The sequence below is a fragment of the Psychrobacter sp. UBA3068 genome, assembly GCF_002366815.1.
GTDB lineage: Bacteria > Pseudomonadota > Gammaproteobacteria > Pseudomonadales > Moraxellaceae > Psychrobacter > Psychrobacter namhaensis.
In genome coordinates this window covers 25349-38609 of the sequence record NZ_DFBY01000003.1, presented here as the reverse complement: position 1 = coordinate 38609, position 13261 = coordinate 25349, and the positions used below count along the sequence as shown (strand labels likewise).

The following is a 13261-nucleotide window of genomic DNA, read 5'->3' as shown; positions in this document are numbered from 1 at the left end:
CCAAGTTTTGGGGGTCAGTTCAAATAAGAGGCATTTTTTGGTTTATCTAAACACAAAATTATAGTTTGACGTTCTTGAGTTTGTTGTATTGTTCAGCTAATGCCCACCTGATATGTTCATCAAGCATGTCATTGTGTATTCCTAGTTTAGACGCTAACTGATTGGCGATCTCCAAACTGGCGTTAGCGTTCCCTAGTCCAATGGCAATATTGCGTAAAAAATTCACATAACCTGTGCGTCGAAGGGGGCTGCCTTCGGTCTTTTTCATAAAGTCGGCTTCTTGCCATTGCCACAGCTCAAGTAAGCTGCTGTTATCAAGACTATGCCGTGGGGCGAAGTCATCGATGGCAGTAAGGTTGGCGTAACGGTTCCATGGGCAGATAAGCTGGCAGTCGTCACAGCCAAAGACACGATTGCCAATCGCGCGTCGATATTTAGTATCGATAACGCCATCGTGTTCAATCGTAAGATAAGAGATGCAGGCTGCGGCATTGAGCTCATAAGGGGCAACAATCGCCTGAGTAGGGCAGATATCGATACATGCGCTACAACTGCCACAGTGCGCTTTGACAGGTGTGTCATCAGGCAACTCGAGGCTGATAAATAGTTCACCTAGGACGAAAAATGACCCCGCTTGCTTGTTGAGTAGTAGGGTGTGCTTTCCTGTCCAGCCCAGACCGGCAGCATCAGCAATAGGGCGCTCAAAAATGGGGGCAGAGTCGCTAAAGGGTCTGAAAATAAAGTCTTGTTCTGAGCCAATGTTAAGGTGTTGCCAGTCAGACAGCATGGCTTCAATCGTTAATGCCAATTTTTTTAGACGACTGCGCATTGTTTTATGATAATCGCGCCCTCTGGCATAACGCGCAATGATACCTTGATTGGGATGATCATTGTCAGTAACAGTACGTGGTGTCGGCGCTTGGGTGAGATAGTCCATACGCACGCTGATGATAGTCTTGGCGCCCTCTACCAGCTGGGCAGGATTGGCGCGCAGATGATGGTTGTGGTGCATGAACTGCAATTGACCTTCATAGCCTTTATCTAACCATTGCTGCAATTGCACAATCTGCTGAGCAAACAAAGGATGATGGACAGATAAGAAACCACAGTCAGCAAATCCTAACGCTTGTGCTTGCGCTTTAATCCATAGCTTAACGTCTGCTGGCGTTGCAAATACTGTCTTGTTATTAACGGCAATTTGGTTTGCAGAGTGTACTATGTTCGGTTTGGTGGAATTATTCATGTATGGCAGTAAGGAATGATGTGAATACCGTTATGATAAGCCAGTGAGCGCAGAGCGCAAGCATAAAAGCAAATAAACATGGCTTCATATTGATACACAAGACAAAGTAAGCTTTGCTAAGCTAATAAAAGTAAAAATTCAGTCAGTTTTACCGTAATATAAAATAAACCAATAAAAATAAACGAGGGTCAGCCATGCAAACTCACGCCAATGTATTATGCACAACAACCAAAAAACCGTTAGCACTCTATAGTAGTGAGCAGATCTATGCTATGGAGCAAGCATGGTTTGCAGAAGGGCATGACAGCTTTGGGTTGATGAAACAAGCGGCTTGGCAAATGGCGCAACAGATAGAGCAAATTTATGAACAAAAACAGTTAAAAACCCCCTCATCTGTCAACAGCAAATTTTACACTAGTCATAGCCGACCACCTCGAGCCAGTGTTTGGGTAGGAAAGGGCAATAACGGGGGTGATGGTTGGCTGATTGCTCACTATTTGCGTCAAGCTGGCTGGCAAGTAAAAGTAATAACGGTCGGTTTTGAAAAGCAAGCGCTTGATATAAATAACACAGCGGAGATGTCTAATACCACTAGTTTCACAACTAACGACGCGGCAAAAGCGCGATACATCGCTATATCTGCTAACTGTGAATACCAACGCTTTGAAGACAGTGGCGACAATCAGAATGGTTTAAGTGAAAGCGTTTTGCCAGCGGATGTCTGTATCGACGCATTATTTGGTATTGGACTTGATCGTGCACCTGAAGGTATCTATCAGCAGGCCATCCACACTTTTAATCGTACCGTCCAACAAAACAATGCGTTAGCAATCGCAGTCGATGTTCCAAGTGGATTGGTTGCTTCTACTGGAGAGGTGTTCGAGCGCATAGCTATCCAAGCGGATGTGACGTTGTGTCTGATTGCACGAAAATTTGGTCTGCACACCAAAGATGGGGCCGACTATAGCGGGGAAGTGCGCGATATACCGCTGATACCTTATCAAACAGCCCTTCAGCAGACAGGAGCTGACAAAAAAAACAGTCGACAGGCCAATCAAGTGTTGACACCCATTGCCACACTGCTGACAGCTGCACGGGGATTCACTGCACGCCGCCAAAATAGCTATAAGGGCAGTTATGGACACGTACTGATTATCGGGGGTAATCGTGTTGATGGCTCACAAGGCATGGGCGGGGCTGCGATACTGTCTTCGTCCAGCACCATGGCAACAGGGGCGGGGAAAATCACAGTGGCCTGCCATGAGGCTTTTCATGGGGCGCTACTAACCTCATTGCCCGATGCGATGACGATCAATCTACATGATAGCGACGGGGTAAAGGGTTTGATTAAAGACGCCAGTGTGATTGCCATTGGCATGGGTCTGGGCCGTGATAAAAAAGCAGAAGCCCTGTTTATAAATTATGTACAAGCGGCCATAGTGGAGGAGAAATCCATCGTTATCGATGCGGATGGTCTGTATCATTTGGCGACGCTACAGACGGACAATCATGAACTTATAACTCAATTAAGACAATATAGTGTTGGTCATCAGATTTGTTTGACACCGCACAGTGGGGAAGCTGCTAGATTACTGGATAAAAAAGTGCATGAGGTAGAAAGTGATAGATTGGCCGCTATAAAGCAGTGTGCGGAGACTTATGGCGGTGACTGGGTACTAAAAGGCGCCGGTTCTTTGGTGTTAGAGCAGGGCTCAGCGCGAGAGCAGGTTTATGTTTGCGGGGCCGGGAATGCTGGTATGGCAACGGCTGGTATGGGCGATGTGCTGTCTGGCGTCATTGCTGGGTTGTTAGCACAACAAGACTTAGAAACAGAAGCGCGCAGCCTGCACCAAGCGGCCATGATACATGGGATAGCAGGGGATATACTGGCTAACCAGACAAAGAGTGGCGACAAGGACACGCTACTGATTGGTCAACGAGGGCTACAAGCGCAAGACATGCCTGCAGCCATTCGTCATGTTATGCAGCTTGGCGTCCATGCCTAACATTTAGGTAGTAGCGTTGCCACAATACTGATCGATCGCCTGTTGGACGCGCTCACGTTTTAGCTCAATTTCACGGCCGTCCAAATACTGACGATTGCCATTGGCATCCATCTCATAGATACGTCCGCCGACATTTAAGTTGGTCAAGTTATTGCGTAGTGACTGGCAGCGCTGGGCATTAGCTTGAGCTTCTTGCTCTTTAATACGCGCCTCTAGCTGGGCAACTCGCTGTTCTTCTGCACTTTGTGTGCTGCCCTGATTGGCATCTGTTTTGCCTGCCATCTCTCCTGCATTGCTTTGTCTACCGTCACTCCGAAATTCGAGTAACTCAACATTTTTGCCATTTTGCGGCGCATGTTGGCTGTATTTAACTTCACCATGCGCACCGATAGACTTATACACTTGAACGGCCTGACTGGCATTCATGGATAGCACTAGCATACACGCCGTACTGATAAGCATTTTAGCGGCGGTGTTTATCTGAATGGCATATGCCATAGAAGCAATCCTCTCAATTGGTAGAAGCAGACAGGTCAATATAACATTTGCGTGTTTTAATGGCACTAAAATTTACGAGGGTTTGATTTTAACAAATAATACTTATGAATTTAAAAAATTTGATAACCAATAGTTTGGTATAGGTGTTAGAAGTTTTTCTTGACAATAGCTCACAAACCATCGAATATAATAACAGTTGATTGGTCAGTGAGCGGCTTTTATGATATTGCCGTGGCACTTGAAAACATGGACTACGGGTGGCTTATCAGTGGCTTATGCAGTTTTGTTTTCTTTGTGACAATGCTATAAAAAAGGTAATAATCATCACGATTGCTACTGATACGTTTATACATTGTCTCCGGACTTATCTGTCTACAATGACTAAGATAAACTTATTATTTGAAACGCGCTAAATCTTATACTAGCGATTGTGTTAAACAGGCCAAAAATTTAGATATGAAATTATTTTTAATGACCTTATTGTAAAATCTAGTGATCTTACAACGCAGTATTGGCTATGAAAATTACTTTATTTGTCTATATGAATGTCTTTGTATACATCAATCTGTTATAAATGCTGGCTGTTGTCAATCCTCAATAATAAGCTTCTTTTATAGATGCACTCGCATCTTGTCACTGTATATAGTAAACGCCTGTCGCAAAGCTGACCCTAAATATATTGCTATGTTTGAGCAGTATGCTGTCTTATCAAGCAGTATGACTGAGAAATATAGCGGGCACACATTCTTGAAAAAAGGTGACGACAGTGACGCAAACCACGCAAAGTCCAAATATGACTGGACACACCCAAACGGGTAATGCCGCCAAAAATTTTGAAGAAAAGCAGCAACGCCTTGCAGAAGGTAGCACGCAGCCTGTGATGTTGTCCGGTGCTGAGATGTTGGTACAAGCGCTGACTGACGAAGGTGTCAAGTATATCTTTGGTTATCCAGGTGGTGCGGTATTGCACATTTATGATGCGCTGTTTCAGCAAGAAGCGATTGAGCATATCTTAGTGCGTCATGAGCAAGCAGCGGGCCATATGGCAGATGCCTATTCACGAGTGACTGGGAGCACGGGTGTCGTACTGGCAACGTCAGGTCCTGGCGCGACCAATACGGTAACTGCTATTGCAACTGCCTTTATGGACTCAGTGCCGATGGTCGTGATATCAGGTCAGGTGCCTAGCAGCTTAATCGGTGAAGATGCTTTTCAAGAAACAGATATGGTCGGTGTATCGCGTCCTATCGTCAAGCACAGCTTTCAGGTGCGCCATGCTAGTGAAATTCCAAGTATTGTCAAAAAAGCCTTTCATATTGCACAGTCTGGACGCCCAGGCCCAGTCGTCATTGATGTACCAAAAGACATGACCGCCCCGAGCGAAAAATTTGCTTATGAGTATCCAGAAGAGGTATTCATACGCTCTTATCAGCCGTCACTAAAAGGTCACACGGGTCAAATCAAAAAAGCGGTTGAGACCTTATTGTCTGCGCAGCGTCCGGTTGTTTATGCGGGTGGCGGTGTGATTTGGAGCAAGGCGCATGAAGAGCTCACGGATCTTGCTCATCGCTTAAACTTGCCTGTGACCAACACGTTAATGGGCCTTGGCACTTTCCCAGGTTCTGATCGTCAGTTCTTAGGTATGCTGGGCATGCACGGCACTTATGAAGCCAATATGAGTATGCATCATGCCGACGTGATTTTGGCAGTGGGCGCGCGTTTTGATGATCGCGTGACCAATAATGTCAAAAAATTCTGCCCGAATGCGACGATTATCCATATCGATATCGACCCGGCTTCGATTTCTAAAACGATTCTTGCTCATATTCCTATTGTGGGCGATGTAAAATCAGTATTGACTGACATGTTAGACATTATCGGTGATGATAAAGAGCTTGAGCAGCATGCCCTGTTAGACTGGTGGTCACAGATTAATGAGTGGCGTAAGCGCCATGGCCTGCGCTATGACACCAGCACAGATGAAGGCATTAAACCGCAAAGTGTCGTACAAGCCTTGTGTAAGGTTACTGATGGCAAAGCCATTATCACGAGTGACGTCGGCCAGCATCAGATGTTTGCCGCTCTCTACTATACGTACGATGAGCCTCGTCAGTGGCTAAACTCAGGTGGTCTTGGGACGATGGGCGTTGGTCTGCCATATGCCATGGCAGCGAAGCTTGCCAACCCTGAGCGTGATGTGGTGTGTATTACTGGTGAAGGCTCTATTCAGATGAACATTCAAGAGCTATCCACTTGCCTACAGTACAACTTGCCGGTCAAAATATTAAATTTAAATAACGCCCAGCTAGGGATGGTGAAGCAGTGGCAAGACATGCTATATGAAGGCCGTCACGCGCAGTCGTACATGAACTCTTTGCCAGATTTTGTAAAATTGGCTGAAAGCTATGGCCATGTTGGTGTCAAAATTACTGATCCTGCAACCATGGAAGCACAGTTGGCTGAAGCCATGGCAATCAAAGACAGACTGGTATTTATCGACGTTTATGTCGATCGTAATGAGCATGTGTATCCGATGCAAATCGCTGGGCAGACGATGCGTGATATGTGGTTAACAAAAGGGGAGCGTACCTAATGCAACAACAACATCTGATTTCGGTACTGATGGAAAACGAAGCGGGTTCGTTGTCGCGGCTAGTCGGCTTGTTCTCACAGCGTGGCTACAATATCGAAACGCTAAATGTCGCACCCACTGATGATCCAAGTATCTCGCGTCTAACAGTAACCACCATTACGTCGCCTGAAAGAATCGAGCAAATCACCAAACAATTGCATAAATTGATTGAAGTGGTTAAAGTGCTAAATCTAACAGAGAACGTGCACGTTGAGCGCGAATTAATGCTCATAAAAGTCCGAGCGACTGGCGGTGTCCGTGAAGAGATTAAACGAAGTGCAGATATTTTTCGCGCACAAATCGTTGATGTAAACTCTAATCTTTATACGATTCAAATTGTCGGTGACAAAGCCAAGCTGGACGGTTTTATTGATGTCATTGGCCGCGAACGCATAATGGAAGTGGTACGCTCGGGTGTCATTGGTATTGCTCGCGGCGAAAAAACGCTAAGCGTATAACCAGCATTTACTGTTTTTCAAATACGGTGTTTCATACACTCCATTTAATACTTATTTATTCGACACTTAACATAGCGCTTATATAGCAACTCACTTTAAGACAGTGACTGTAACCTAAGCGTTTATTTATCCATGGCTTGCCATGATTGAGGAAAAGGACTCTACTTATGAACGTTTATTATGATAAAGACTGTGATCTATCGATTATCCAAGGCAAAAAGGTTGCGATTATTGGTTACGGTTCACAAGGCCACGCGCACGCACTTAACCTACAAGATTCAGACGTCGACGTGACTGTTGGCCTACGTGCCAACTCAAGCTCATGGAAAAAAGCGGAAAACGCTGGCTTGAAAGTTGCTGAAGTAGAAGACGCGGTAAAAGCGGCTGACGTGGTGATGATTTTGACGCCTGATGAGTTCCAAAAAGAGCTTTACAGTGACGTGATTGAGCCAAATATCAAAGAAGGCGCAACATTAGCGTTTGCTCATGGTTTTGCGATTCATTATAACCAAGTGGTTCCACGTGGCGATCTTGATGTCATCATGGTTGCACCAAAAGCACCAGGCCATACAGTACGCTCTGAATTCACAAAAGGCGGCGGTATTCCTGACCTTATCGCTATCTATCAAGATGCCTCAGGTCAAGCCAAACAAGTTGCGCTTTCTTATGCCGCTGGTGTTGGTGGTGGTCGTTCAGGCATTATTGAAACAACGTTCAAAGATGAGACAGAAACTGACTTGTTTGGTGAGCAAGCAGTGCTTTGTGGCGGCGCTGTAGAACTGGTAAAAATGGGCTTTGAAACCCTAACAGAAGCAGGCTATGCCCCAGAAATGGCTTATTTTGAATGCTTACATGAGCTTAAGCTGATCGTTGACTTGATGTATGAAGGCGGTATCGCTGACATGAACTATTCAATCAGTAACAACGCTGAATACGGCGAATATGTGACTGGTCCTGAAGTCATCAATGAGCAGTCACGTGAAGCCATGCGTAATGCGCTAAAACGCATTCAGTCTGGTGAATACGCAAAAATGTTCATCTCTGAAGGGGCAACCAACTACCCATCAATGACTGCTCGTCGCCGCAACAACGCTGAGCATCAAATTGAAGTGACGGGTGCTAAGTTGCGCGGTATGATGCCTTGGATTGGTGGCAATAAAATTATCGATAAAGACAAAAACTAATACAGCATTGAGCGATTAGATATTCGTGCCTCAAAATAAACCCCCGTGCTATCACTTGATGGCACGGGGTTTTTATTGAGCGCTATTTGGTGGATGTTTTCCACTGATCGGCCTAGGTGGGTTGAAAATCAATAACAGCTACCCAATGTAGGCAAGCGTCATTGTGTTCGTTAACGGCCGACCCGCTTAGGGGATTATTATCTTCGTTTGATGTTGGGCTGTTAAATAAAGCAAAAGATTTCTTCTTTCTTATTTTCTCTAGATTACAGGTTGTGTGTTGTGCAAATATCTTATCCTGACTGGCTAACGCCGCAATTCGTGTATGTTACTCTTAGTGCTGTGGTAGCCGTTTTAATTTGGATAGAAGGAGAGATGCTTAAAAAAACGGATGGCAAATTGCCCAAGTCCAAGTTTTTTCAAATCAGCTCTCTCTTAGACACCTCATGGTTCTTTGTTTCTGTCGTCATGTTGTATGTGATTGATCTGACGCCATTGGCCATCGCCGTACCTGCGGCCTATGGTATCTACACCACTTTCGGCTGGGTTTATGGGACGCGGCTGTTAAAACGTAAAGGCATACCGGATTCTCCTAAAGATTTGGTGATACCCACCAAATACATCGCTTATAGCCAATCGTTTTCACTGATATTTTTTGCGCTTTGTTTGTTGGTGTTAGCCTCACCCTGGTTGCCGATTTCACAGTAAGAAATGACTGCGGTTTTAACCTAGCGTCCTCCTTCCTGTCTGGTTGATCTTAGAGAGCGCTTTAGAGTAGTGATGGGGCTCACCGAAAAGTTATTTTAATATCAATGATATACATGGTTTTGCTTACTCTGTTTTTATTTGTCAAGATAGTTGGCAATTATTTACAAAAATCATCAATTTAGCCTGTTACCTGCATAGAAAACTGTTATAATCAGGCTGTACCCAAAGTATTTGAGGTAAAAATTTTAAGTTTTCTTAAAGATTATTTAGAATTAGTAACCGCCGCTTTCAGCAAAAAATACTCGGGTATATATCAATTAATCGGTGATGACACAAGTCTCGCCAACAGTTAAAGAGTCAGGAAAATTTATGTCAGATAAAGTTGAAGGCACTGTAAAGTGGTTTAATGAAGCTAAAGGTTTTGGTTTTATCGCTCAAGACAACGGCGGACAAGACGTATTCGCTCACTACAGCGCTATCCAAGGTAACGGTTTCAAAACGCTAGCCGAAGGCCAAAAAGTGTCTTTCATCTTAGGTGATGGCAAAAAAGGCCCACAAGCTGAGCAAATCGAAGCTATCTAATCTCACTTGAGATTGAGTACACTGACTTTCAGGGTGTTTAATCACAGTAAGATTGCGAAGATGCATTGATTACTTTGTTTGTTAAAACAATAAAAATACTGTTTCGACTTTAAAAAAGAGCAACCTCTCATCAGGTTGCTTTTTTTATATAAATTTTTCTTGAAATATTACTCCAGTGTTGATTATGGCCACGAGTGTCATCAGGTAACAGGGAGTGTCGGCTCAATAAAAACATAATAAAAAAGGATATTCTATGAATTGGGAGACTTGGTTTTCGATTGATTGGCAGCAAGTGCTGGGCATCTCTTTATCTGCACTAGGATTTTACATAGGATTAATGCTGTGCACGCGGGTGATGGGGCTGCGGAGTTTCTCTAAGCTTTCAAGCCACGATTTTGCAATGACAGTTGCCATTGGTAGCATACTTGCTTCAACCGTACTCTCTGATACGCCGTCGCTGCTACAAGGTTTATTTGCTGTTGCTGTGTTATTCTTGATTCAAGGTGTTATCTCGGTCCTCAGACGTAAAATAAAACCGCTGAAATCTTTAATAGACAATCAGGCCATCATATTAATGGCCCATGGTGAGTATTTTGAGGATAATTTAAAAGAAGCCAATCTCAGCACCAGTGACGTCCAAGAAGTATTGCGTAAAAATGGTCTCAAGTCTAAAACGGAAGTGTTTGCCGTTATCATGGAGACGACAGGGGACATGAGCGTGATTAAAAACAATGACGTCACGCCTGATTGGACGTTATTTAATGATATACGGGACAGTGAGTTGCTGATTAAGCCTAAAAAAAGCGCATCGTAGTACTGTTCTAGTGTGCCTACATTGTGGAGCCGATAAATAACAACCAATTATTAAGCGAATAGAGCAGGGGTAATGCTATAAAAGACAAAGCTCTAGCAAAAAACGGTGAAATTGTGTGCTTATAGACTATATATTGTAGAGTGGTGACAAATTTATGACGCATTATTCACGGCGTTGTCTTGACCTTAGGCCCGTGCTCACGCAAGATACATAGGTCTGATAATAACGGTTGGCTTAGCTTTAGTGGATTTTATTAAAAGGGTGTATGAGGCCAATATGGTTTTTACTATTGGTGTATCTTGCTCAATTAATGATTTTCTGCTGTTGCAGTAATAACCTTGAGTAGTACTTTGAACGACAGTTTGCAAAACCATGAACCTTTGGTTCTTAACTGACAATTTTTAATTCATAACATTAATAAACGAGGAACGTATGAAAGCATTAGTAGCGGTCAAGCGTGTCATTGATTATAACGTAAAAGTTCGTGTAAAAGCCGATAACTCTGGCGTTGACTTATCAAACACTAAAATGTCAATCAACCCTTTTGATGAAATCGCAGTAGAAGAAGCGGTGCGTCTAAAAGAAGCTGGCGTGATTGATGAGATCATTGTTGCGTCTATCGGTCCAAAAGAATCACAAGAGCAGATCCGTGCAGCCCTAGCATTGGGTGCTGACCGTGGCATATTAGTAGTGAGTGACGAAAAACCATATCCATTACAAGTTGCTAAGATTCTAAAAAATATCGCTGAAACTGAAAGCACTGATATTATCTTATTAGGTAAGCAAGCGATTGACGATGACAATAACCAAACGGGTCAGATGCTAGCGGCGTTGATGGGTATCGGTCAGGGTACATTTGCCTCAGAAGTGAAAGTGGAAGGCGATAAAGTAAACGTGACGCGTGAAATCGACGGCGGCCTACAAACTGTTGCTCTTGACTTGCCAGCGGTCATCACGACTGACCTACGTTTGAATGAGCCACGTTACGCTAAACTGCCTAACATCATGAAAGCGAAGAAGAAGCCACTTGATGAAAAAACGCCAGCTGATTTTGGTGTTGAGATGGCGTCTAAGCAAGAGATTATTAAAGTCGTGCCACCTGCTGAACGCAAAGCTGGTATTACAGTAGGGTCAGTTGATGAGTTGGTCGATAAGCTAAAAAACGAAGCAAAAGTCATTTAATATTTCAATGATTGGATACTTCGCTACGGCATATCATGTGTAAAGTTATGGCGCTGGGTTGGGTGTAGATCCAAACAATCCGTATCAATGACTTTGTACACAAACAACCGCATGAATAGATAATACGAATAAATAAAGGATTAAAACCATGGCTATTTTGGTATATGCAGAACATGACAATGCCAGTCTAAAAAAGGCAACTTTGAACACGATCGCTGCTGCTAAGCAAATGGGTGATGATATCCATGTGTTGGTTGCAGGTAGTGGTGCTCAAGCGGTCGCTGATGAAGCTGCAAAAGCGGAAGGCGTGACTAAAGTACTATTGGCAGACAACGCCGCTTATGAGCATCAATTGGCCGGTAACGTCGCATTGTTGGTGGCTGATGTTGCTAGCGATTACAGCCACATCATCGCGGCTGCAACGACCACTGGTAAGAACTTTATGCCACGTGTTGCAGCTTTGCTTGACGTCAGCATGTTGTCAGAAATCTCTGGTGTGGTCGATGCCCAAACGTTTGAGCGTCCTATCTATGCAGGTAACGCGACGGCAACCGTAAAAACGTCAGAAGATAAAGTCGTATTGACCGTACGTACCACGGCGTTTGATCCAGTCGCAAGCGAAGGCGGCTCAGCCACTGTTGAAACAATCGACAACGTACAAGAAACGGGTAAAGCAAGCTTTGTTAATGAAGAGATGGCCAAATCTGACCGTCCAGAATTGACGTCAGCAGGCATTGTTGTTTCTGGTGGTCGTGCCTTGGCAAATGGTGAAAACTTCACCAAATATATCGAGCCATTGGCTGATAAGCTAGGCGCTGCGGTTGGTGCATCACGTGCCGCTGTTGACGCAGGTTATGTACCAAACGATATGCAGGTCGGTCAAACGGGTAAAATCGTTGCACCGCAGCTATATATCGCAGCTGGTATCTCAGGTGCGATTCAGCATCTAGCGGGTATGAAAGACTCTAAAGTCATTGTTGCTATCAACAACGACCCAGAAGCCCCTATCGCTAGCGTGGCTGATTACTTCCTAGAAGCAGATTTATTCGACGCACTACCTGAGCTAACCAGCAAGGTTTAATATCTCAGTCGTGATAGAGGTATAAAAAACCCATTATCAGTTGATAGTGGGTTTTTTTATGTCATGTGATTTTGATATAAGCTAAGAGTACTGTCTTTGTCGTAAGGTTTCATACAGGCATAAAGACCCTGCAATTGCTACGTTTAGACTCTCTTGACCGTTAGGCTGCGGTAAAGCGATGGGCGTGGCACACTGCATCAAGTCGTCACAGACGCCTTGACCTTCATGACCCATAATCCACGCCACAGGGGTAGATAGATTATGATCATAAATCAAGGTATCAGTGTGTGAACTGGTCGCTAAGAGGGGGACTTGCACATGATCTAGAATGTCTTGTGTACTCAAGCCCTCAAAAATAGTTAGCGCAAACTGCGCCCCCATACCGGCTCTTAGCGTCTTAGGAGACCAAGCTTGAGCAGTCGCACTGGTACATAGAATATTGCGGATACCAACGGCTGCTGCTGTGCGTAGTAAGGTGCCGACATTACCACTATCTTGCACATCATTTAAGATCAAGCAGTCTTCATCGATGATCGGTAAGCTAGGCATTGGTACTTTGATAACTGCCATGACATCGATGCCTGTTCCTAAGCTGCGAATACTCTCATAAAGGGTGTCTGAGAGCGTGAGAACAGGCGTATAGGTCGGCAGGCGAGTCAAAATTTGCTGAACCTCAGGGTGGCGACGCGCCGATTCAGACAATAGTATTTGCACAAATGGATAGTCACTACGCAGCGCCGCATCTATCAGGTGTACGCCTTCTACGACTGTCTGACCATGCTTTTTACGCTGGCGTGCTTGGGCCAACAGCGCCTTTACGAGCTTAACGGTCGTGTTCTTATCTGAGGTAATCAGCTCGGTGGGATTTAATACCAT

The 13261-nt window shown here is 44.4% G+C and carries 12 protein-coding genes; 9 read left to right on the top strand and 3 right to left on the bottom strand.

Annotation, left to right across the window (positions count from 1 at the left end; translation table 11 throughout):
- Positions 1–58 precede the first annotated feature (58 nt).
- Positions 59–1243, bottom strand: a complete 1185-nt coding sequence (gene queG / locus B2P60_RS00675; RefSeq protein WP_198335022.1) for a tRNA epoxyqueuosine(34) reductase QueG — start codon at positions 1241–1243, stop codon at positions 59–61.
- A 194-nt stretch (positions 1244–1437) separates the two neighbouring features.
- Between queG and B2P60_RS00670 the strand changes: the two genes are divergently transcribed.
- Positions 1438–3249 (top strand): NAD(P)H-hydrate dehydratase, encoded by a 1812-nt coding sequence (locus B2P60_RS00670; protein ID WP_286738895.1) that lies wholly within the window; start codon positions 1438–1440, stop codon positions 3247–3249.
- Positions 3250–3252: 3 nt separating this feature from the next.
- Here the strand turns inward: B2P60_RS00670 and B2P60_RS00665 are convergent, their stop codons facing one another.
- A complete protein-coding gene (locus B2P60_RS00665; protein ID WP_193006010.1) occupies positions 3253–3747 on the bottom strand; it encodes a DUF4124 domain-containing protein in 495 nt (164 codons plus the stop codon).
- A gap of 880 nt (positions 3748–4627) precedes the next feature.
- Here B2P60_RS00665 and B2P60_RS00660 point away from each other — a divergent pair.
- The 8 genes from B2P60_RS00660 (at position 4628) to B2P60_RS00625 (ending at position 12385) form a co-directional block, all read left to right on the top strand.
- Complete coding sequence (locus tag B2P60_RS00660; RefSeq protein WP_193006078.1) at positions 4628–6340, top strand: acetolactate synthase 3 large subunit; 1713 nt, start codon at positions 4628–4630, stop codon at positions 6338–6340.
- Entirely contained in the window at positions 6340–6837 is a 498-nt protein-coding gene (gene ilvN, locus B2P60_RS00655) for an acetolactate synthase small subunit (RefSeq protein ID WP_193006009.1), read from the top strand. The genes B2P60_RS00660 and ilvN overlap by 1 nt, the downstream gene beginning before the upstream one ends.
- A gap of 167 nt (positions 6838–7004) precedes the next feature.
- Positions 7005–8021: a ketol-acid reductoisomerase gene (ilvC, locus tag B2P60_RS00650; RefSeq protein WP_193006008.1), complete on the top strand. Its 1017-nt coding sequence runs from the start codon at positions 7005–7007 to the stop codon at positions 8019–8021.
- Positions 8022–8300: 279 nt separating this feature from the next.
- Positions 8301–8726 carry a hypothetical protein gene (locus B2P60_RS00645; protein WP_193006007.1) on the top strand — a complete coding sequence of 142 codons (426 nt, stop codon included), beginning with the start codon at positions 8301–8303 and terminating at the stop codon, positions 8724–8726.
- 369 nt (positions 8727–9095) lie between these two features.
- A complete protein-coding gene (locus B2P60_RS00640; protein ID WP_057758834.1) occupies positions 9096–9308 on the top strand; it encodes a cold-shock protein in 213 nt (70 codons plus the stop codon).
- Positions 9309–9561: 253 nt separating this feature from the next.
- A complete protein-coding gene (locus B2P60_RS00635; protein ID WP_193006006.1) occupies positions 9562–10122 on the top strand; it encodes a DUF421 domain-containing protein in 561 nt (186 codons plus the stop codon).
- A gap of 432 nt (positions 10123–10554) precedes the next feature.
- Positions 10555–11304 (top strand): electron transfer flavoprotein subunit beta/FixA family protein, encoded by a 750-nt coding sequence (locus tag B2P60_RS00630; RefSeq protein WP_193006005.1) that lies wholly within the window; start codon positions 10555–10557, stop codon positions 11302–11304.
- A 148-nt stretch (positions 11305–11452) separates the two neighbouring features.
- Positions 11453–12385, top strand: a complete 933-nt coding sequence (locus B2P60_RS00625) for an electron transfer flavoprotein subunit alpha/FixB family protein (protein WP_193006003.1) — start codon at positions 11453–11455, stop codon at positions 12383–12385.
- Positions 12386–12466: 81 nt separating this feature from the next.
- Here the strand turns inward: B2P60_RS00625 and B2P60_RS00620 are convergent, their stop codons facing one another.
- A complete protein-coding gene (locus B2P60_RS00620) occupies positions 12467–13261 on the bottom strand; it encodes a TrmH family RNA methyltransferase (protein ID WP_286738889.1) in 795 nt (264 codons plus the stop codon).

What these genes read in the sequence shown, in the direction of transcription:
- B2P60_RS00660 (WP_193006078.1), top strand. Translation starts at nt 4,628, where the DNA reads ATGTTGTCCGGTGCTGAGATGTTGGTACAAGCGCTGACTGACGAAGGT.
- B2P60_RS00670 (WP_286738895.1), top strand. Translation starts at nt 1,438, where the DNA reads ATGCAAACTCACGCCAATGTATTATGCACAACAACCAAAAAACCGTTA.
- ilvC (WP_193006008.1), top strand. Translation starts at nt 7,005, where the DNA reads ATGAACGTTTATTATGATAAAGACTGTGATCTATCGATTATCCAAGGC.
- B2P60_RS00625 (WP_193006003.1), top strand. Translation starts at nt 11,453, where the DNA reads ATGGCTATTTTGGTATATGCAGAACATGACAATGCCAGTCTAAAAAAG.
- B2P60_RS00640 (WP_057758834.1), top strand. Translation starts at nt 9,096, where the DNA reads ATGTCAGATAAAGTTGAAGGCACTGTAAAGTGGTTTAATGAAGCTAAA.
- B2P60_RS00665 (WP_193006010.1), bottom strand. Translation starts at nt 3,747, where the DNA reads ATGGCATATGCCATTCAGATAAACACCGCCGCTAAAATGCTTATCAGT.
- B2P60_RS00630 (WP_193006005.1), top strand. Translation starts at nt 10,555, where the DNA reads ATGAAAGCATTAGTAGCGGTCAAGCGTGTCATTGATTATAACGTAAAA.
- queG (WP_198335022.1), bottom strand. Translation starts at nt 1,243, where the DNA reads ATGAATAATTCCACCAAACCGAACATAGTACACTCTGCAAACCAAATT.
- B2P60_RS00635 (WP_193006006.1), top strand. Translation starts at nt 9,562, where the DNA reads ATGAATTGGGAGACTTGGTTTTCGATTGATTGGCAGCAAGTGCTGGGC.
- ilvN (WP_193006009.1), top strand. Translation starts at nt 6,340, where the DNA reads ATGCAACAACAACATCTGATTTCGGTACTGATGGAAAACGAAGCGGGT.
- B2P60_RS00620 (WP_286738889.1), bottom strand. Translation starts at nt 13,261, where the DNA reads ATGGTATTAAATCCCACCGAGCTGATTACCTCAGATAAGAACACGACC.